This window comes from Hyphomicrobium sp. (assembly GCF_036262015.1).
Classification (GTDB): Bacteria; Pseudomonadota; Alphaproteobacteria; order Rhizobiales; family Hyphomicrobiaceae; genus Hyphomicrobium_C.
Genome location: NZ_DATAJR010000003.1, coordinates 1 through 19,952, shown reverse-complemented (window position 1 = coordinate 19,952; position 19,952 = coordinate 1). Strand labels below are relative to the sequence as shown.

General features: G+C 63.0%; 15 protein-coding genes. 8 read left to right on the top strand and 7 right to left on the bottom strand.

Annotated elements, in window-relative coordinates:
- Positions 1-375: 375 nt before the first annotated feature.
- Both VHO05_RS00720 and VHO05_RS00715 read left to right on the top strand, forming a co-directional pair.
- Positions 376-2,169: a hypothetical protein gene (locus tag VHO05_RS00720; protein WP_329644690.1), complete on the top strand. Its 1,794-nt coding sequence runs from the start codon at positions 376-378 to the stop codon at positions 2,167-2,169.
- An 88-nt stretch (positions 2,170-2,257) separates the two neighbouring features.
- Positions 2,258-3,934 carry a lysine--tRNA ligase gene (locus VHO05_RS00715; RefSeq protein WP_329644689.1) on the top strand — a complete coding sequence of 559 codons (1,677 nt, stop codon included), beginning with the start codon at positions 2,258-2,260 and terminating at the stop codon, positions 3,932-3,934.
- Here the strand turns inward: VHO05_RS00715 and VHO05_RS00710 are convergent.
- Entirely contained in the window at positions 3,931-5,571 is a 1,641-nt protein-coding gene (locus VHO05_RS00710; RefSeq protein ID WP_329644688.1) for a DUF262 domain-containing HNH endonuclease family protein, read from the bottom strand. The genes VHO05_RS00715 and VHO05_RS00710 overlap by 4 nt on opposite strands.
- A 342-nt stretch (positions 5,572-5,913) precedes the next feature.
- Between VHO05_RS00710 and VHO05_RS00705 the strand changes: the two genes are divergently transcribed.
- Both VHO05_RS00705 and VHO05_RS00700 read left to right on the top strand, forming a co-directional pair.
- A complete protein-coding gene (locus VHO05_RS00705; RefSeq protein ID WP_329644687.1) occupies positions 5,914-6,255 on the top strand; it encodes a DUF952 domain-containing protein in 342 nt (113 codons plus the stop codon).
- The gene (locus tag VHO05_RS00700) at positions 6,252-7,340 is read left to right on the top strand and encodes a quinone-dependent dihydroorotate dehydrogenase (protein ID WP_329644686.1); all 1,089 of its coding nucleotides are present in this window, start codon (positions 6,252-6,254) and stop codon (positions 7,338-7,340) included. The genes VHO05_RS00705 and VHO05_RS00700 overlap by 4 nt, the downstream gene beginning before the upstream one ends.
- Before the next feature lie 6 nt (positions 7,341-7,346).
- Here the strand turns inward: VHO05_RS00700 and VHO05_RS00695 are convergent, their stop codons facing one another.
- Positions 7,347-7,619: a DUF6460 domain-containing protein gene (locus tag VHO05_RS00695; RefSeq protein ID WP_329644685.1), complete on the bottom strand. Its 273-nt coding sequence runs from the start codon at positions 7,617-7,619 to the stop codon at positions 7,347-7,349.
- Positions 7,620-7,689: 70 nt separating this feature from the next.
- Here VHO05_RS00695 and VHO05_RS00690 point away from each other — a divergent pair, with 70 nt between their 5' ends.
- The 3 genes from VHO05_RS00690 (at position 7,690) to VHO05_RS00680 (ending at position 12,429) form a co-directional block, all read left to right on the top strand.
- Positions 7,690-10,332: a ligase-associated DNA damage response DEXH box helicase gene (locus VHO05_RS00690; protein WP_329644684.1), complete on the top strand. Its 2,643-nt coding sequence runs from the start codon at positions 7,690-7,692 to the stop codon at positions 10,330-10,332.
- Positions 10,277-11,017 carry a ligase-associated DNA damage response endonuclease PdeM gene (pdeM, locus tag VHO05_RS00685; protein ID WP_329644683.1) on the top strand — a complete coding sequence of 247 codons (741 nt, stop codon included), beginning with the start codon at positions 10,277-10,279 and terminating at the stop codon, positions 11,015-11,017. Before VHO05_RS00690 ends, pdeM begins: the two co-directional genes overlap by 56 nt.
- A 218-nt stretch (positions 11,018-11,235) precedes the next feature.
- Complete coding sequence (locus VHO05_RS00680) at positions 11,236-12,429, top strand: calcium:proton antiporter (protein WP_329644682.1); 1,194 nt, start codon at positions 11,236-11,238, stop codon at positions 12,427-12,429.
- Between the two features lie 136 nt (positions 12,430-12,565).
- Here the strand turns inward: VHO05_RS00680 and VHO05_RS00675 are convergent, their stop codons facing one another.
- The 3 genes from VHO05_RS00675 to VHO05_RS00665 all read right to left on the bottom strand — a co-directional run bounded on the left by VHO05_RS00675 (position 12,566) and on the right by VHO05_RS00665 (position 17,369).
- Positions 12,566-13,519, bottom strand: a complete 954-nt coding sequence (locus VHO05_RS00675) for a TIGR02186 family protein (protein WP_329644681.1) — start codon at positions 13,517-13,519, stop codon at positions 12,566-12,568.
- Positions 13,516-14,442, bottom strand: a complete 927-nt coding sequence (locus VHO05_RS00670; protein ID WP_329644680.1) for a sulfite exporter TauE/SafE family protein — start codon at positions 14,440-14,442, stop codon at positions 13,516-13,518. Before VHO05_RS00670 ends, VHO05_RS00675 begins: the two co-directional genes overlap by 4 nt.
- Positions 14,443-14,681: 239 nt before the next feature.
- A complete protein-coding gene (locus VHO05_RS00665) occupies positions 14,682-17,369 on the bottom strand; it encodes a hypothetical protein (protein WP_329644679.1) in 2,688 nt (895 codons plus the stop codon).
- A 353-nt stretch (positions 17,370-17,722) separates the two neighbouring features.
- Between VHO05_RS00665 and VHO05_RS00660 the strand changes: the two genes are divergently transcribed.
- The gene (locus VHO05_RS00660; RefSeq protein WP_329644678.1) at positions 17,723-18,205 is read left to right on the top strand and encodes a hypothetical protein; all 483 of its coding nucleotides are present in this window, start codon (positions 17,723-17,725) and stop codon (positions 18,203-18,205) included.
- A gap of 29 nt (positions 18,206-18,234) precedes the next feature.
- Here the strand turns inward: VHO05_RS00660 and VHO05_RS00655 are convergent, their stop codons facing one another.
- Positions 18,235-19,293: an acyltransferase family protein gene (locus VHO05_RS00655; RefSeq protein ID WP_329644677.1), complete on the bottom strand. Its 1,059-nt coding sequence runs from the start codon at positions 19,291-19,293 to the stop codon at positions 18,235-18,237.
- A gap of 109 nt (positions 19,294-19,402) precedes the next feature.
- Entirely contained in the window at positions 19,403-19,840 is a 438-nt protein-coding gene (locus VHO05_RS00650) for a GNAT family N-acetyltransferase (RefSeq protein ID WP_329644676.1), read from the bottom strand.
- Positions 19,841-19,952: the final 112 nt, after the last annotated feature.

Below are 19,952 nucleotides of genomic sequence, written 5' to 3'. Positions count from 1 at the left end.
GGCGCTAGTCCGGGTTGGGTGAGGCAGAATTGTGACCGTATGAAAAATGCATGCTGATGATTTGCCGACGTTGTATCGTTATTCGATTATATTAACGGCCCGCAGCAATTATTTTCTTGTCCGAATAGAGGGGGATAATAGACGGGTAGATAACCGGATGGTCAGATTGCCGCACTGGGGTTTGGAATCTCCCGGATGTGATTTTTTCGCGCGCTAGCGTTGCAGTCAGATCCCGGACGGTCTGGCCACAGGGCAACAAAGTGTCCGAAATGTCACTGGCGGCTGTGAGGGGCACGCGTATAGTGAACGAGGATCGGCGCGCCGCCCGACCAGCAGTCGGAGGCAACGCCCGCGGCGCAGGCTCGGAGTTTGTCGTTGTCTGGTTTTCTGCGCCCCGCCGTCTCGGCGCTTCTCGCCCTCACGCTTACCGCGCAGACGGCGCTACCTGCCTTCGCCGCTCCCCCAATGACGCGGGCCGACTATGAGGCTTGTCAGTCCGGTGACGAGCAAGCCTTTCGGCGCTCCATCGAAAGTCTGTCGCTCAAGGCGCTCGAATCCGGCGTGAAGACCTTCGACTACCGGGCTGCTGTCGATACCCAATGGCGCCGCCTCGGCATGGACGATCTGCTCTCCAAGCGGGTGGATCTCGCCATAGAGGAAGTGCGCAGCGAGACGAGTTGGGCCGGCCTTGCGCAGTCGCTGATCAATTCCGAGAAAGCACAGGAAATCTCAACGGCGGTCGCGGAGCGCGTCTACAAATCCGACGCCATGAAGACGGCGATCGAGAGCTTAGCGACCGGCGTCGGCAACGAAATTGGGCGCACGCTCGAGATTGCGAGCAAGGATGCAGTCGGTCCGTCGCTTGAATGCCTCCGCGCATTTCTCGGTGGCCGCTACGGCACGACGGTCGCTGGCGTGGTCACCGCCGACGTGGAGCGCGACTTTGGCTTGGAGGGCGTCGCGGGGAAGGCCTCCGTCTCTTCCGGCTCGGTGATCCAGCATTCGAGCGAAGGGATTGCGGGCGCGGCGATCCTCCTGATGCGCCGTCAGCTTGCGAACATCGCGGCCCGCATTGGCCAGCGCCTCGCTGGCAGCGTCCTCGCCCGCCTGGTGTCGGTTGCTGCAGGTGGCGTCGGCCTGGTCCTTGTCGCCAAGGATATCTGGGAGCTCAGGAACGGTGTGCTCCCGATCATCGCCGAGGAGATGAAATCCGACACGACCAAGACCATGGTGAAGGACGAGCTCGCGAAGACAATAAGCGAGCAGATCGCGGCGCATCTGAATGAGATTGCCGCGAAGGCAGCCGATCGCGTGATTGAGATTTGGCGCACCTTCCGGAATGCCCACCAGAAAGCCCTCGAACTCGCGGAGAAGAACGAGGCATTCCGCAGCTTCCTCGACACGGTGAAGCCCGAACAACTCCCGCGCCTCGACGAGGTGGTCGCGCTGGCCATGGCATCCGACGGCGAGCAGGGCGTTCTCAAGCGGCTCAATGACGGTACGCTGAACGAGGCCGTTCGCTTCTTGCCCGAACCCGCCATGACGATTGCGCGCGACACGCGATCGATCGATGCCGCGCTTGGCTGGTTCGCGCTCGCTGGCGATCAGCTTCCGAAAGTCCTCGAGCACGAGATCTATCGCCGTTCGTCGCCGCAGGGCTTTACGCGCGCGACGCTTACCAAGTTGCTGGCCCTGGACGACCACGTCGCGATCACGCGCTTGGCCGGTCTGCCCCCGGAGGCGCGGGATCGCCTTTTGGGTCTTGGTTCCGAAGATCTGAAACGCCTTGCGCGCAGCTTCTCGGAAGCCGAGCTTGCGACTTTGTCGCGTTACCTGGAAGGCTTGCAGCCGGAACCGCGCGCCCGAGTGTTGGCCGCGGTCGCGGCGACGCCCAGCAAGATGCAGAGCATCGCAACGCCCCGCGTTCGCGAAGCGATCCTGGCCAGCGGCGATCAGGCGCGGGCCGTGGACATGATGCTCCGCGACGGCAGCGGCGGCCCCGAGCTGATCGTTGCCGATGCGAAGGCCGCCTGGGAGGGCGAGGTTTCGCCCATCCTGATGTGGGAGAAGCATCCGCTCGTCGTGGTCGCGCTCGGACTTTTCGCAGTCATGCTCCTCCTTATGCTCCGCCGCTTGTTCCGTCCGCGTCGTGCCCAGACGCCGGCCTGAGGGTTCGTCTCCAGAATTGACGGGCTTCCCCGCGCCTCATAGGTTGCGCCCACTCATGTGATTTGCCACGCCGCGAAAGCCAAAAGCCATGTCAGAAGCTGCCGTCGACTCCATGCTAGCCGCCCTTGGCGAAGCAAGGGCTTGGCCATTCGAGGAAGCGCGCCGTCTCATCAAGCGCATCGAGAAGAGGAAGGGCGGCAACGAGACCGTGTTGTTCGAGACGGGCTACGGCCCCTCCGGCTTGCCGCACATCGGCACCTTCGGCGAGGTGGCGCGCACGACCATGGTGCGTCACGCCTTCGAGGTGCTGACGGGTGGCAAGATCAAGACGCGTCTGCTCTGCTTCTCCGATGATATGGATGGCATGCGTAAGATTCCGGAAAACGTGCCGGATCGCGCCGCTCTCGAACCCTACATGCAGATGCCGCTGACGTCGGTACCCAATCCCTTCGGCGGCAACTACAAGAGCTTCGGCGACCACAACAACGCCATGTTGCGTCGCTTCCTCGATACCTTCGGCTTCGACTACGAGTTCGCGAGCGCCACCGACTACTACAAATCCGGCCGTTTCGATGAGGTGCTGCTCCGGGCCGTCGAGCGCTACGACGACATCATGGCTGTGATGCTGCCGACCCTCGGGGCCGAACGGCAGGAGACCTACAGCCCGTTCCTCCCGATTTCACCGACGAGCGGCCGCGTTCTCTACGTGCCGATGAAGAAGGTCGATGCCAAGGCCGGAACGATCACCTTTGCCGACGAGGACGGAACGGACGTCACCCTTCCCGTCACCGGCGGCCGCGTAAAGCTGCAGTGGAAGCCCGATTTCGGCATGCGCTGGGCCGCGCTCGGCGTCGACTTCGAGATGTTCGGCAAGGATCACCAGACGAACGCACCGATCTACGACAAGATCTGCGAGATCTTGGGCGGCGTCGCGCCTGAGCACTACGTCTACGAGCTGTTCCTCGATGAGAACGGCGAGAAGATCTCGAAGTCAAAGGGCAATGGCCTGACCATCGATGAGTGGCTGACCTATGCGTCGCCCGAAAGTCTCGCGCTGTTCATGTTTCAGAAGCCGCGGGCGGCGAAGAAACTGTACTTCGACGTCATCCCACGGGCCGTGGACGAATACCTTCAGCTCCTTGCCGCCTATCCGCGCCAGGAGGGCAAGGTCCGCCTCGACAACGCGGTCTGGCATATCCACGCCGGAATGCCGCCCGTGGGCGAGGTTCCGATCACATTCGCTCTGCTGCTCAATCTGGTCGCCGCCTCCAATGCGGAAGACAAGTCCGTGCTTTGGGGCTTCATTAAGCGGCATATTCCGAATGCGAGCCCGGAAGCGTTTCCGCTGCTCGATCAGCTTGCGGGCTATGCCGTCCGCTACTACGCCGATTTCATCAAGACCAAGAAGCGCCATCGCGCACCCGACGATGTCGAGCGGGCGGCGCTCGAAGCACTGTCGGAGGCTCTTGCCAAAGCTCCGCGCGGTGCCACGGCAGAGGAGCTGCAGACCGTCCTTTACGACGTGGGGCGTACCGTCCCGCGCTATCAGGACTTCGCTGCCAAAGGCGCCACGCCGGAGAGGCCCGGCGTCTCGAATGCTTGGTTCAACAGCATCTATGAGATCCTGCTCGGCGAGAGCAAAGGCCCGCGGTTCGGTTCGTTCATCGCGCTTTATGGTATCGACGAAACGCGCGCTCTGATCGCCGCTGCGCTCAGGGGTGATCTTGTCGCTGCCGACCCCAAGGCCGCGGCGCCGCAAGCTTAGAATTTGATCTCCCAGTCCTTGAACAGGACGCCGATCAGTTCCTCGGTTCGCCCGAGGATCTGAGCGGGGGGCCAGTCTGTGGCCTCGGCCGCGCGTCGCGAGAGGACGAAAGTCGAGCGTCCAAGGATCGGTTTCTTCTCGCGCCAGTCGAGTGTGTCCGCCTTCTGGTTCTCGGCGGGAGAGAGAAGGGTGAGGTTTCCGAGGCGGTGTGAGTACTGCTTGACGGATTGCGGAGACGGAAAGTGCACGCGCCAGCCGCTGGTCGGACTGAAGGCACGCGGCAGAATGTGCTCGATCGTCAGCGTGTCACGCTCTATCGGTCCCGGATCCTGCCCGATTGCAACGCTGATCCGCCGCAGCACGCGGCCTCCGAAATGCTTGGCGTCGAAGGACGGACTTCGGAGGTTCGCGATAGCCTTCGTGCGCAATTCGGCCGTCATTTCGAGTTCTCGCATGGCCGACACCGCGCCCGCGCGATCAATCTCGCCGAGCAGCTGAATGATGCGGTTGTGCTGCTTCGTCGGATCGAAGCCGGCGATTTTCATCATCCAGACGAGCCGCTCCAGCTTCTTGAAAAAGAGCAGCGTTTCGTCCGAGTCCGGGTGATGTCGTTCGAGCCAAAGAAGAGCTGCCGGAATCCAGAGTTGCGGATCGATCCAGCGCAATCGATCGGTCCGCTCTCCGAGGGGGCCTGTCCCCGCTCCATCTCCCGTCTGGCGAAGTTGCGCGAGGCGCTCCGCAGCAGGGCGCAGTTTATCCCTGAGGAAAGCAAGTCCTGCGCCCGCTGCATTGAACCTGTAGCCTTCAGCGATATCGATCTCGATCGGCTTGCCGCTCGACTTCCGCTTTTTGAGCGTTCTGAGATGTCCAAGCAGCGCATGCATGTCGGTCGCGCCGAGTATGGACTCGCAATACTCCCAGATTTTCTGGCATTCGGCCCGCTCGCTTGACGGAGCGATTGAGAGAAGGCTGAACTTTGCCCGGTCCGATTTGCTGAAGTCGACTCGCGTCTCTTCCTCCGTCCTGAGGAAGCTCCAGGCCTCGTCCTCGTCCTCAACGGCAGAGACGATGACGCAGCAGTGCTCCGCAAGATAGGTTATGAGAGCCCGGCGAACGTCGGGCGTATACTCCACCCCCGAAAGCTCGGTGCGCAGATAGTTGCGATTTTCGATGACGTTGCGCTCGGTCTCGGACAGCGCGTCGTAGTCGACTTCCGGGTCGAGGCGCGTGGCGCCTGGAGCCTGAACGAAACGCTCGCACGTTTCAGCCATTGCGTCCTGAGGGCTGAGCCTCACCTCGCGTCCGCGGATGAAGCCGTTCAGTGTACTTTGAAGAACGGGATCGCTTTCGAGGTCGCGCAGAACGGCAAATAGCAGCGTGAGCGACATCACGCGCTGATGGCCGTCGACGAGGGCGGTGTCCACGCCTCCGTTCTTTTTGGCCACCATCAGTTTGCCGAGGAAATAGCCGCGCTTCCCCTGCTCGGAGCCCATAGCGCCCGTGATATCCGACAGCAACCGTCCGACCTCGGCGGTTTGCCACGCGTAGGCGCGTTGAAAGTAAGGGAGTCTGAAATGAAAGGCGTCTGAAAAGAGAGTCTTGAGGGGTATGACGCTAACAGAAATAACCTCGTGCACCTAGATCGTCCTCGCCTTCACGTGTCGCGGAAAACACGGCGCACCATCCCGAGGCGCAAACCACAGGCAGGACGTGAAAACCGTCCGTCGGATCGCCGTTTGAAATGTGAAATTTCAGGTTTTACTTGTTCCCTGCAGCCCGTGCTATTAGCCCCAATCAAGTCTCTGGCCGGCTCATGTGTGAGCGTCTCAGACCCTGTAGTGAGAAGTGTACACGATACAGACCTCGGGAGACGAGCAGATATATCTAGCGCGCGTCAAGGCGCGCGAGAAGTAAGGTTCCATGCCGCGAGACTCGCAAACGAGTGCGGTGAGTGAAACGAGACACACGAGGCCCGCGCCATGATACTGAAAATTCTTGAACGCGAAGCGTGGCAGTCCGCGTGCCGTGATGGCCATTACTACGGCTCGCCCGACGATGTGCGCGATGGCTTCATCCATTTTTCTGCGCCACACCAGGTCGTCGCAACAGCAGCGAAGTATTTCAAGGGCAAGCGAGATCTTGTCATCGTCGCGTTCGACGAAGCAGCATTGGGTGACGCGCTGAAGTGGGAGCCGTCGCGTGGTGGCGATCTCTTCCCGCACCTTTATGCGCCATTGCCGACAGCGCGTGCGCTTTGGGAGAGGCCGCTCCCACTCGCAGATGACGGTATGCCCGTTGTACCGGGAGACGTTCTCAAATGATGGGGCCGCTGGCAGACCTCGCGCGGCCGCTTCTGCTCGCGCTCGATCCCGAAGTTGCGCATGAGGTGACCCTGCGCGCGCTCGAACTCGGCGCCTATCCGCGTTGCGCAAGTGCACGAGATCGCGCGCTCGAGGTCACGGCGTTGGGTCTGAGTTTCCCTAATCCCATCGGTATTGCCGCAGGGTTCGACAAGGACGCGCGCGTCCCCGATGCCATCCTCGGGCTCGGCTGCGGGTTTGCGGAAATCGGCACCACGACACCACGGTCTCAACCGGGAAATCCTCAGCCGCGCGTCTTCCGCCTCGTCCCGGACCGCGCTGTCATCAATCGGCTTGGCTTCAACAATGCAGGACACGCGGCCGCCTTGGCGCGGCTCAAAGCGAGGTCCAAGCGCGGCATCGTCGGCGTCAACATCGGTGCGAACAAGGACACCTCGGACCGCGCGGCGGACTATGTCGCCGGAATCGACGCGTTCTATGACGTCGCAAGCTATTTCACCGTCAATATTTCCTCGCCGAACACGCCCGGCCTGCGTGATCTTCAGGCACCCGACGCGCTTGATGAACTTTTAGGCCGCGTCATGGCCGCGCGCGCCGCCAAGGTGGCAATGGGCGCACTGCAGCGTCCCATCGTCGTGAAGCTTGCACCGGATATCGCGCCGGAGGATGTGGAACCCATCGTGGCGGCCCTCGCGCGCAATAGCGTTGACGGCATTGCGGTCTCCAACACCACGCTCGCGCGATCCGGACTCTCCGACGCAAACGCGCGCGAGGCCGGCGGCCTGTCCGGCCGCCCCTTGTTCAACCGGGCGACGGCCATGCTCGCACGCGTCTATCAGGCGACGGACGGAAAGGTCCCGCTGATCGGTATCGGCGGCATCGATAGCCCCGAAGCGGCGCTCGCCAAGATCGAGGCCGGCGCGACCCTGCTGCAGCTCTATACCGGGCTGATCTACGAGGGGCCCGGCCTGATCGGCCGCATCAACACCCATCTCGCCAAGACCTGCGCAGAGCGTAGCGTCATCTCAATTGGCGAATTGACCGGGACAGGCGCCGCCGAATGGGCCGCAAAGCCACTCGACTAGCTTCGGTCACTCCGAGCGGGAACGCGCGGCCCCGGCGACCCGGGCAATGAGCCAGACCGGGATAACCACCAGCGCGCCGAGCAGCATGTATTCGAGGATCCACTCGACGGCACCAAAGCCCAGATCGTAGATGTTCCGCAGCAGCTCGTTGATGCGCTGGAAGAAATTCCCCAGATCAATGCCGAGCGCCTTCATCACGATGCCGACCACTATCGAGATCAGCGCGAGACGGATGAAGACACCGAGCGGGTTGCCGCCAAAAAACGTGTTACGATCCATAGACTTTCCCTGAGCAACGGGGTTCCCCATCTAGCATAGTGATTGATGGGTGCGAAGGAAGCCTCAACGCGTGCGTGGCGTAACCGAAAAAACAAAAAAGCGCGCCCCTGCGCCCGCGAATAAGGGGCCCGCCGAGCTTCCGAAGCCGTTTGCGGACTGGTTTGCCCGGCGAGGCTGGGCGCCGCGGGCGCACCAATTGGCCCTCGTCGAAAAGTCGCGCACCCGCCGCTCGACCCTGCTCGTTGCGCCTACCGGCGCAGGCAAAACGCTCGCAGGGTTCCTGCCGACCCTGATTGCGCTTTCCGGGGACAAGCGTCCGAAATCGGCTTCGGGATTGCGGACGCTCTACATCTCCCCCCTGAAAGCACTCGCCGAGGACATCTCCCGCAACCTCGTCACACCCGTCTCGGAAATGGGCCTCAAGATCTCCATCGAGACGCGAACGGGCGACACGTCAGTCGCACGCCGGTCTCGTCAGCGCGTGAAGCCGCCGCAAATTTTGCTCACGACGCCGGAGCAGGTCGCCCTCATGCTGTCCGGTTCCGACGCCGGCTACGTCTTCGGCGACTTGGATACGATCATCCTCGATGAGCTGCACGCGCTCGCCCCATCGAAACGTGGCGATCTTCTCTCTCTCGGCCTCGCGCGCCTTCGAACGTTCGCGCCGGATCTCATGTCGCTCGGTCTCTCGGCCACGGTCGCGCGCCCGTCCGAGCTGTTGAGCTATCTCGTTCCGCAGTCCGCGCCCGATCTCATGCGGGTCATGGGCGACCTTGTCGTGGCGCCTGGCGGAGCGGATCCGGAGATCGACATCCTTGAGATCGAGGCACCGTTGCCCTGGAGCGGACATTCCGCCCGTTACGCCATCCACGACATCTACCGCGCGATCGAAACGCACAAGACCACGCTGGTTTTCGTCAACACGCGCATGCAGGCCGAACTGGTATTCCAGGAGCTGTGGCGTATCAACGAAGCGGCCCTGCCCATCGCCCTGCATCACGGGTCGCTCGACAAGACACGGCGCCTGAAAGTCGAGGCGGCCATGGCGGAGGGCAAGCTCCGCGCCGTGGTCGCGACGTCCACCCTCGATCTCGGCATCGACTGGGGCGACGTCGACCTCGTTGTCAACGTCGGAGCGCCAAAAGGTGCGTCTCGCCTCATGCAGCGCATCGGCCGCGCCAATCATCGTCTCGATGAACCCTCGACCGCGCTGTTGGTGCCGGCCAACCGCTTCGAGGTCCTGGAATGCCGTGCCGCGCTCGAAGCGGCCAAGGCCGGCGAGCAGGATGCGGTTACTTTCCGCTCCGGAGCGCTCGATGTGCTCGCCCAGCACGTGCTCGGAATGGCTTGCCATGGACCATTCAGCCCCGACGCGCTGTTCGAGGAAGTCCGATCCGCATCGCCCTACAGCAGCCTGACGCGCACGCGTTTCGATCGCGTCGTGGAGTTCGTGGCGACCGGCGGCTACGCCCTCAAATCCTATGAACGCTTCGCCAAGCTGCGGCCCACGGACGATGGCCGGTTGCGCTTGGCCCATCCGTTGTTCATCCGCCAGTACCGGATGAACGCCGGCACGATTGTCGAGGCGCCGATGATCAAGGTACGCCTCGTCGGCCAGCGTCGCGGAAAAAAGCTCGGAAAGCCCGGCGCGCCGCGTCCCTTGATGGGGGGCAAGGTGCTGGGCGAGGTCGAGGAGTCCTTCATCGAGCAGCTTTCGCCCGGCCAGACCTTCGTCTTCGGGGGCGAGATCGTGCGTTTCGAGGGCATGGAGGAGACGGAAGCCTACGTCACACGCGCGCCGGGCGTGGACGCCATGATCCCGAGCTATGCTGGTGGCAAGTTCCCGCTGTCGACACATCTCGCGAAACGCGTGCGTGCCATGCTGGCCGACCGCAGCCGCTGGCGCGACCTGCCGACGCCCGTAGCCGAATGGCTCGGTCTGCAGTTCGACTACTCCCAGCTCCCCGGCGCCGACGACGTGCTGGTCGAGACGTTTCCGCGCCGCTCCCGCCACTTCCTCGTCGCCTATCCCTTTGAGGGACGCTTGGCGCATCAGACACTTGGAATGCTGCTGACGCGCCGGCTCGAACGCGAGGGTACTCGCCCGCTCGGCTTCGTCGCCAACGACTACGGCCTCGCGGTCTGGGGCCTCGGAGATCTTTCTGAGCGCATCGCCAACGGAAGCCTGGACCTCGCCCAGCTTTTTGCCGAGGACATGCTGGGCGACGACCTGGAGGCCTGGCTGGCCGAAAGCAGCCTGATGCGCCGCACATTCCGGACAGCGGCGGTCATTGCGGGCCTGATTGAACGCCGTCACCCTGGCCGCGAAAAGAGTGGCCGCCAGGTGACCGTTTCGACCGATCTGGTCTACAACGTACTGCGCCGCCATGATCCCGGCCACATTCTGCTGGAAGCAGCCTGGGAAGATGCCGCCACGGGTCTTCTGGATATTGCTCGGCTCGGACAATTCCTGGCGCGCGCACGCGGCCGAATCAGGCATCAAGCATTAGATCGGGTTTCGCCGCTCGCGGTGCCGATCCTGCTTGAGATCGGCGTGGAGCCGGTTGGCCAGCTGGCGCGAGAGGATTTGCTGCGGGAAGCGGCAGAGGATCTGATCGCCGAGGCAACGCGAACTGTCGAAGGCAACGGGGACGGACGTGAGAAGCACGACACAGTTGCTCGAACTGAAGCCCGAGCGCCTCGACGTCGGTGAGTTCAGCCAACAGCCGATTTCTCTGTCCGGCCGCTCGTTGGTCGCCGACGTGTCCGGCGCGCTCTACTGGCCTTCCGAAGACATTCTGATCGTCGCCGACTTGCATCTCGAAAAGGGTTCGGCCTTCGCCGTCCGTGGCGTCATGCTTCCGCCCTATGACACGGCGGCCACCCTCCAACGGTTAGCCGCGACGCTCGATGCCTATCCGGCCTCTACCGTCATGTGTCTCGGCGACAGCTTCCACGATAGCCGCGCCGCAGAACGCATGAGCGCCGTGGACCGGGAAACGCTGTCAATTCTGCAGGAAGACCGCGACTGGCTCTGGCTCAACGGCAACCATGATCCGGTCATTGCGGACTGCTTCGGCGGCAAGATCCTGCACGAGATCACCGTGTCTGGGATCACCTTCCGCCACGAGCCGACCACGAGCCCGGTGACGCACGAGGTTGCGGGGCACTTGCATCCCGCCGCGCGCGTCTCGTTCCACGGGCACGTCATTCGCCGCCCTTGCTTCGTCGGTAACGGCAAGCGCTTGGTCATGCCGGCGTTCGGCACCTATGCGGGCGGATTGAACGTGCTCGATGACGCCTTCGCCCCGCTCTTCGGGCATGAAGGGCTGTCCGTTCTCGTCCTCGGTCAAGAAGGCCTCTACCCGATCGCGCCTCGTCTTCTCAAAGAGGATTGAGCGCCGCGGCTGTTCGCCTCCCTGGTCCGTAACGACCTATTGAGTTTATTTAGTTTTTTGTCTCATCCCGGTGACGGCGACCCGAGGACGCGTTTGAAATAGGCAGCGCTGACGCTATTTTCAGCGTATGAGTTCTGCGGATAGTTCAAGCCGCAGACCCGGTGGGACGACCCGCCGCGCCAGGCGATCCGTAGGGGACGGCCCCGCTACGAGGGCCTATGACGCCACTGACGTCTCAATCCGTCGCAAACGAACAAGTCGCCAGCACCTCACTTCGCGACCTCATCCAACCGGTCACCGGACTGCGGATTGCCGTTGCCTGGGCCGCCGTCATTGCTTTTCAGCTGGGCGGTGGATCTTGGCTCGCGGAACCGATCTCTCCGCTCGTCGGTATCGTGTGCTTCGTCGTGCTGTTCGCCACGATCATCACGGCGGCGTTCGGCGTCGTGCGCGAAGCGGATCATCTCGCTGACCAATTGGGCGAACCCTATGGCACCTTGATCCTGACGTTGTCCGTCGTGCTGATCGAAGTGATCCTTATTGCCGCGATCATGCTCGGGCCGGGCGACTATCCGACCATCGGCCGCGACGCGATCTTCTCGGTTATGATGATCATCCTGAACCTCGTCACGGGGCTCTGCCTGCTATTGGGCGGGGCGCGCTATGGTGAGCAGGAGTATAACGCTCAGGGATCAGCAACCTATCTGTCGATGATCGCGCTGCTGACGGGTATCGCGCTGGTCTTGTCCAACTACACCGCGACGGGTGGTGGGAAGTTCTCGACGGTGCAAGCCATCGCCGTGTCCGTCGTGGTTGCGCTGCTGTACGGCGCGTTCCTGGTCATGCAGACGCGGACCTACCGGCGCCTCTTCGTGCAGCCCCCGGTCGGCAGCCTGTCGGTTCCCTTGCAGAGGGAAGACATTCAGAAAACGGAGAAGCTTGGGCATTCGCGCGACGGCCGGGCGCTTGCGATCCGCACCGCTCTGCTCGTCGCGGCCATGATCCCGATCGTCCTGTTGGCGCACGACCTTGCCATCCTTATCGACCATGGTATCGCGGTTACTCACGCACCTGTTGCGCTCGGTGGTGTTTTGATCGCCATCGTCGTCTTCACGCCGGAGTCGATGACCGCCATTCGGGCCGCGCTGGCGGACCAGATGCAACGCGTCATCAATCTGTGCCTCGGTGCCTTTCTCTCGACCGTCGGCTTGACTGTCCCCGCGGTTTTGATTGTCGGTGCGTTGACAGGCAAACCCGTCGTCATGGGCCTTTCGGCCATGGACACGGCCTTGTTCGCTCTGACGCTCGCCGTTCACATGCTGACTCTAATTGGGCACCGGACGACACCGATTCAGGGCCTCATGCATCTGACCCTGTTCGCCGTCTACGCAATCCTGCTGTTCAGCCCGTGAGCTGAGTGCTTCCGGAAAAGTGGGAACCGGGTCATGGCGGAGACATGCAAGTACCCATGTCCGATAAGAAGCACGACAAAACAAAGAACTAGGGTCGGTCCTCGACTCAACTAAAACCGGAACGACCCTAGGCGCCTTACGCCGGGCCGCGGCGGCCGAACGGCATCGAGGCTAGGAGACCGGCAAGCACGGCGGCCAGAACCGCCGCAATACCGTACGAGATCGGGTGGTCCATGGCGAACTGGTACAGCCAGAGCTCGATACCCGATCTCTCCAGCCGCACACGCGACTGGAAGGTGCTGAGCAGTTCGCCCTCGCGGAAGAGGTAGACGCGCGCCGTGAGCGGCCCGAGCGGGACGTTGGCCGGCAGCGCGATGGAGCTTCGGAACAAGCTCTTGCCGATAAAGATCACGGCATAATCCTCTTTGAGGTAGAGCCCTTCCTTCTGCTTCAGCCGGATCACGGCGTCCTTGTAGGCCTTGAGTTCTGTGGGTTGCGTTTCGATGACCGATATCGCGGCGGGTGCGAGGCGGACGAAGTCGAGGCCGATTGCGTGCTTCTGCAGCAAGGCCTCATCCGCGATCTCCTCGATGGGTCGCGTCGAAACGATCGCGTAGTAGCTGGGAGCGCTCTCGAAGCTCACCATATCGGTGTTGACCCAGAGCCCGGCAACATTGCTCTTCCGTCTGGCGGTAAGGGGCAGCGGCATGCCTTCAAGCACGACAATCACATCATAGTAGCCAGCCTCGGCACTGGGTTGCCGGCTGTTCACCACCGAGCCGAAGACGACGATCTCGGTTCCTGTGAAACCGGAGGTCACGGCGATCGTGCGCGACGACACGTCCGCTTCGACGTTTTCTTTGCCAGCCGGTTCCCCCTTCGCTGGCGGCCGCTCGGCGCCTTTTTTCGCGGGAGGTGCGGCGGGAGTGGCGTTGCGAGGGTTCTGCACGTTTTTGCGCAAGGGCTTTCCCCAATCCGGGATGCCCGCATCCTGGGCGCTGGCAGGAAGCGAGGTCGCGAAGCACAGGAGCGCGCCGGCAAGGATCGTGAGGGCCAGAGATCGCAGCAAGAGCGCGCACAGTCTCGTCATGGCCCCCCCAACGCCTTGGAAATGCTGAACAGATCTGGAGGCTTGATCACCAGATCCCAGGCGATGCGGCCGCAGACGAGCAGCACGAGTGCAGCAAGCAGGAGGCGGAGTTGCTCACCCTTGAGGCGGGCGCCGGCGGCGGCGCCGAACTGAGCGCCAATCACGCCACTGACGATCAGCAGCAACGCAAGAACGATGTCGACGCTGAAGTTTTCGCTCGACTGCATGACGGTCGTGACCGCCGAGACGAACACGATTTGAAACAAGGATGTGCCAACCACGACGTTGGTCGGCACGCGGAGGAGATAGATCATGGCAGGAACCATGATGAATCCGCCGCCCGCCCCCATGATGGCACCGAGAAAGCCGACGAATGCGCCGATCATCATGGGTGGGATGGCGCTGATGTAGAGTTTCGAGCGGTGAAACCGCATCTTGAACGGCAGCTTGTGAATCCAACTGTGCTGCCCGGACTGCCGGAAAGCGCGAGGATTTCCGCTCCGCGCCCTCTGGATCGCATTGATGCTCTCGATCAGCATCAAGACGCCGATGACGCCGAGGAAGGTGACGTAGGCGAGGGCGACGAAGAGATCGAATTGCCCCGCGAGCCGCAGGATGCGGACCATCTTCACGCCGATCACCGAGCCCACGACGCCGCCCGCGAGCAGCACGACGCCCATCTTGATGTCGACATTGTTGCGTCGGTATTGCGCGACGGCTCCGGAAACTGATGACGCCACGATCTGTGCCGCGCCCGTCCCAACCGCGACGGCCGATGGTATGCCCGAGAAGATCAGGAGCGGCGTCAGCAGGAACCCGCCGCCGACGCCGAATAGCCCGGAGAGGAAGCCCACGGCCCCGCCCATGCCGAGCAACAGCAGCACGTTGGCGCTCATCTCGGCGATCGGCAGATAGATATGCATTGCGTCGGATTACGCCGGGGTAATGCAGGTGGGGCTTCGGTGCCGTCGGTCGACGGCTGCCGGGGCGCTCCCGTTGGCCGGTATCGTCGAACGGCGCGGGAAAGAGAGAGGTCCGCGCGCCCATCGTATTGGACCTTCGCGCGGAGTGCCAGTATTGCGTTGCGGCAAACGCAACCTGTGTTTCAGAAATACCTCGATTGGGGGTGACGGCGCTCACGCGCCGCCGGAGCGAGACTCTGTCAGCCGTTCGTTTCGTTGTTGACGCGCTTTTTCCAATCTTCGCCGGCCGCGCGCGCATCGTTCGCCAGCGGGATCGCCGCAAGCGGCTTGAATTCGCCGATCAGACCTTCCGCGCTCTTGAGATCGTTCGCGCTGAGCGCGGCCTTGAGTGCGTCCTGACGAGCTTTGGCGTCCGCATCGCCGGTCTTGGCAGCGAGCGAGTACCATTTGTAAGCGGTCACCCGGTCGGCTTTGGTTCCGAGCCCGTTCTCGAGCAGAACGCCGAGATTGTACTGGCTGTCCGCAAGGCCGTGCTCGGCAGCCTTTCCGAACCATTGGATGGCTGTCGGGTAATCGGGCTCCGCGTCGCCGCCTGCCGCGAGCACGGCGAGATTGTGCATCGATTTTACGTTGCCCTGCTCTGCCGCGCGGCTGTACCAGACCCGTGCCCGGCCGACGTCCTTGGAAACGCCGAGCCCGCGCTCATAAAGCGTACCGAGCCGATACTGGGCCTGCGCAAAGCCCTTGGCAGCCGAGCGCTGATACCAGCGAAGCGCTTCAGCGAAGCTCTGATCGGTGCCTTTGCCCTCAGCGAGACGCGCCGCCACCTCGAACTCGGCGGAAGCGTCGCCGCTGGCGGCGGCCAGCCGAAGCGAGAGCGGTCCAACCGTAGCCGGCGGCAGATCGAGCGCACTGTCGCCCGCTTGGCCACCCTTCAGCGCCTCTGCCTCGCCATTGGCCGTCGTATAAGCCGTGTCGATCCGGCCGCTACGCTCCGGGATCAAGGCATCCGGCGACTGCGTGGCAGCGATCGTTCCGAGCTTACCAGAAAGGCTGGCCAGGACCTGCTGCTGGTAGACATCTGCAACGACGTCATCGGTCACAGAGCCGGCTGGCTTGGAAATCGTCATTCCGCGCGGAGCGGAAGCCGGAGCTGCGCCATCGATGGAGTCCGCCGCGGGAGGATTGAGGACGTCGTCTGAGTATCCGTAGGGAGGCAGCTGCGCTTCACCCGAGGGCGCGGCGAATTCTGCCAAGCCCGTGCCGTTGTCCTGGAGATCCGAGCGGGACTGGCTCGGAGCAATGGCCGGGGCATCCGGGTTCTCGCCTTTGCCGGCTTCGGCCGTGGGATCTTGGGCGGCCGCACCGGGCGCGCGCTCATGCTGAATGGTGATCTCCGGCGCAGGAGACGCGCCCTTGCGATTGAGAAGCAACAGTCCGCCGTTGATCGCGACCACGAGGGCCAGAGCGCCGGCAAGCAGTTTGGGTGACGCACCGAAAAGGCGTCCCGAACCCTGAGTGAGCGGCAGGCGCGCAGCCTCGGTTAAAGCGGCGCGCGCGGCTTCGATCCCGGACCGTTTCGGCGTGTCTTTGGTTTCGGCAACGGCTTCGGCGCGGTTGGCGGCAGCCTTCATCTTCGCGCGCCGCGCGTCGGCTATGAAATCGCGGCGCAGACGCTCGACGGGCGACTCGTTCCCGTCTTCCACAAGCACAGGCTCTTCGAGCGCAGCCGGAATTTCGACGGGAGTCGGCAGATCGATGGCGTGAGCGGGAACGGTGTCCTCGAAACGCATGTTCGAGAAGTCGTTGGGCGTCGCATCCGTCGACGCCGTGAACGGAGGCGGAGTAGCTTCTTCGCTGGCGGGAATGAAATGGTGTAGCCCGGCGGTCGTGTCGGCGACAGGCCAAGCCATCATGCGTTGCTGGGACTCGAGTGCGTCGAGGCGGTCGAGCACTTCGACGAGCGCCTGCTGCAGCGTGTCGAGCATGCCGACCGCCGTCTTCTCGTGGTGGCGCTGCTCCTCGATTGCCCGGTCGAGCAACGATTTCATTTCGTCGTTTCGATCCGACTGCGCGTTGATCCGGCCCGATAGGCCCGAGACCAATGACGTCGCTTCGGCCTCGGCCTGGCGGCGGTCCTGGATCGACGCTTCGATCAGCGCGCGCAGTTCCTCGTGGCGGCGCTCCGCCTCGCTGTTCCGCTCATCGGAATGGCCGAAACGCGCGTGCATTTCTTCGGCGACGCGCTTGGCCAGCGTTTCGAGATCGGCCGAAAAACGGCTGTCGTAGTCGAGCAGCTTCCCGATGCGCTCGTCGGACACCTGATCCATGATGTTGCGCACGTCGGCTTCGACCGCGTCGAGCCGTTGAACGTGCCGCTCCAGAACGTCGAGTTTGTCGCCGAGATCGTTGACGTGCGCTTCGATGAGGCGAAGCCCCTCCACGTCCGAGCGGCGTACGACGTCCTCGAGGGCGGATGTGATGTGACGCTGGAACTGATCGAGTCGTTCCTCGAGCAGCACAACGGTGTTGCCGCGTTTGAGATCCGACAGCGTGCGCTTGATGCGATGCGTAACGTCGCTGAGCCACTCGCTCTGCGCTCCAGGGGCAAAGGCAGGCGCGCCAGTGTTTTCGGATTGGCTCGTCTCGTAGCTCCGTATCAGCGCTTCCGCGCTGGCCCTGTCCCAGGGCTCGTCACCGGCTTGGTCCAAAGTCGCGTATTGTGCGGCAGCCGGTGTGTCTCGGCGCTCCTGGTCAATGATCCGCAGGCGCTCGACGATGTGCTGCATCGTTTCGCCTTGGCGGCGCTGCGTTTCTTCAATTTCGCGCGCGATTTCGTGCAGGCGGCCGCCGAGCAGTCCGGCTGTACCGGCATAGCCACCGGCGCTTTGAGGCGCCGACCATCTATCCTGGTCTGTATGCAACATCGCGGTTCCCACAGTGTTATGCGGCGCTCACAACCGGCCGCTCCCGCTTGGGATGGAGGCGGTCATGCCGCCTGTTCATGCCGGACTGAAACGCAATTGAGGGTCAGACGAGGCACAAAGCAGAAACCCGAACAGACCGAGGCTCGCAGTCTCGAGTAAATGTTCAGTTAAATCCTGCATCGGGCAGGGAAATCGGCCTGAAATCCGTGGGGCTTGGCAGTGTCGGGGCCATCCGAATGGCCCTCTGTGCCGGGGTGATTCGTTTTTGGCGCTCCGGCCAGTCGCGCGCGGTCACATTTGCCTGCTACTCTGAGAATGGAGCCCAAGGCTCTGCAACCAATGGAGAACGTGCCGTGTTGAACTCGCCCCGCCCTTGGGTTCTGGCTTCGCTTGCCGCTGTCTTGGGTAGTGCCGCGTGGGCCGCTGAGGACCCCGGCCGCTACACCATGAGCCCGACTGACGGAGGTGTGATCCGCCTTGACCGCGAGACGGGCGCAATGGCGTTCTGCAGCGGGAAGGAAGGCAGCTGGTCCTGCAAGGACATGCCCGAGACCGAAAGCGCGTTGAAGAAGCGTGTCGAAGAGCTGGAGGGCGAGAAGCGCGCCCTAGAGGCAGAGAAGCAGCTTCGGGACGGCGCTCCGTCAGCAAAGGCGCCTGCGCCGGGCGAGCCGCCGTCAGCCAACGCCGTTCCGTCGCCTCCTGGTGACCTCCCCATTCCCAACGAGCAGGACGTCGACAAGATGTTCGACTACGTCGAAGGGATGATGAAGAAGTTCAAGGAACGCATCGACCGCTTGGAGAAAGAGGCCAAGAAGGAGCCGGAAACACCTCTCTGAGTGCTCCGGCCCGGCTCCGGGTTGCGGTCCTAGGCCGCCGTCGGCTGAACTTGAGCGACCTGTCCGGCCTTGGCAGTCCGCGTGGACAAGCGGAACGTCGCGGGGCGCGTGAACAGGAAGCCGGCCCACGTACCCTTGACGAGCCACTGCAACGCCAACGCGCCGGCAATGCCCGCGAATGCCGAGGCAAGTGCAACGGCTGCCGCGGCTTCGCCGCCCGTGAGTTTCAGGAGCACGATGCGTGCCGGTCCCATGAAGACTGTGAACGCGAGGTAGACGGCGATCGAATTGCGCCCGCAGTAGGCCAGCACATCGCCCACGATCGTCGGACGCATGAGCACGCTGAACGCGATCACGGCGCCGATACCGACATACGAGTAAACGAGGTCCGGTCCGTGCGTCAGCGCCAGTCCCGTGTTGACGCCCGCCGCATTGACGACGGCCCAGACGATCAGTCCGAGCGAGAGCAGGAGGGCGGGAACCGCGCGCAGCCGCTCGGCGAACGCGAGGATAAGCGGCGCGAGGGCGTAGCCCGAATAGAAGAACACGAAGCGGTTCGTGAACTCGTCGAGAATGAAGATGTCGGTATGCGGCGCGAACACATGCAGTGCCGCCGCGCCCGTGAGCACAAGCCATTTGGGCGCGGGCTTCAGGAGCTTCGCGACCACGAAATAGATCATCAGGAGATAGATGAACCACAGCGTCCCGAACGGCACGAGGTAACTCATCAGATAGTCGGCGAACGTCGCCGTGACGCCGCTCTCGGCCACCATGCCCGGCGCCTTGAGCGCGAACTGGATCGTCAGCCAGAGCACGTAGAAATAGGCGAAGTGGACGACCTTGGTATCGAGGTACTGTCGCCACGGCCGGTCGATGCGAGCCGCCAGGAACAAGCCCGAGATCAGAAAGAAGTCCGGCATCCGAAACGGGCGGGCCCACTCGATGAAAGCGTTCAGCGCGGTGGTCTCGCCGATCGCCTTCTCTACGCCGAGCGTGGAATGCATGAGCACCACGAGGACGATGCAAAGCCCCTTGGCCACATCGACCCACTCAAGCCTGGGCTCTGACGTCATAGCTGTCCGTGTCATCTTGGATCTCGTCCCCACCTTCGGCCGTGCCAGAGCGGCACACCGGCAACGCATGTGGGAGGAGGTAGCAAGAGACGTTCCGGTCAGCCCACTAGAAGGTCAAACCCGTTTAGAAAACGAGCCGGTAGCGAACGAAATCGTCGGCGCTGGTAAAGCGATCGTAAACGCTACGTGCGGTCGTGTTGGAGGCGCGCGTGTGCCAGTAGAGACGCGACCACCCCTTGGCTTTGCACTGAGCCACGAGATCCCGGATGAGTGCCTCCCCGATCCCCCGACCCCGGTGCTCCGGATCGACGAACAGATCTTCCAGGTAGCAGATCGGGTCTGTCGTCCAGGTGCCGGCATGCAGGACCGATAGGCTGAACCCGCAAACCTCGCCCGACGTCTCGGCAACCCGGCAGAAAAACCCGTCCTGCTTGCGGATCAGCCGCTCCCAGGTCTTGGCCGTGACCTCTTCAGGCACCTCGGCTTCATAGAACGCAACATAGTCCGCCCACAGCTTGCGCCAGGACGGTTCATCGCTCGGAACGGCGTCGCGGATGAGCACGGAGATTCTGGATCCAGGAGTTATGAGGGACGACATCAATATGGAGGGATCCCACTCTACATCCTCCAAGCCTCTGATGGAACGGCTCAAAATAGAAGCGCGGCGGCCGCGG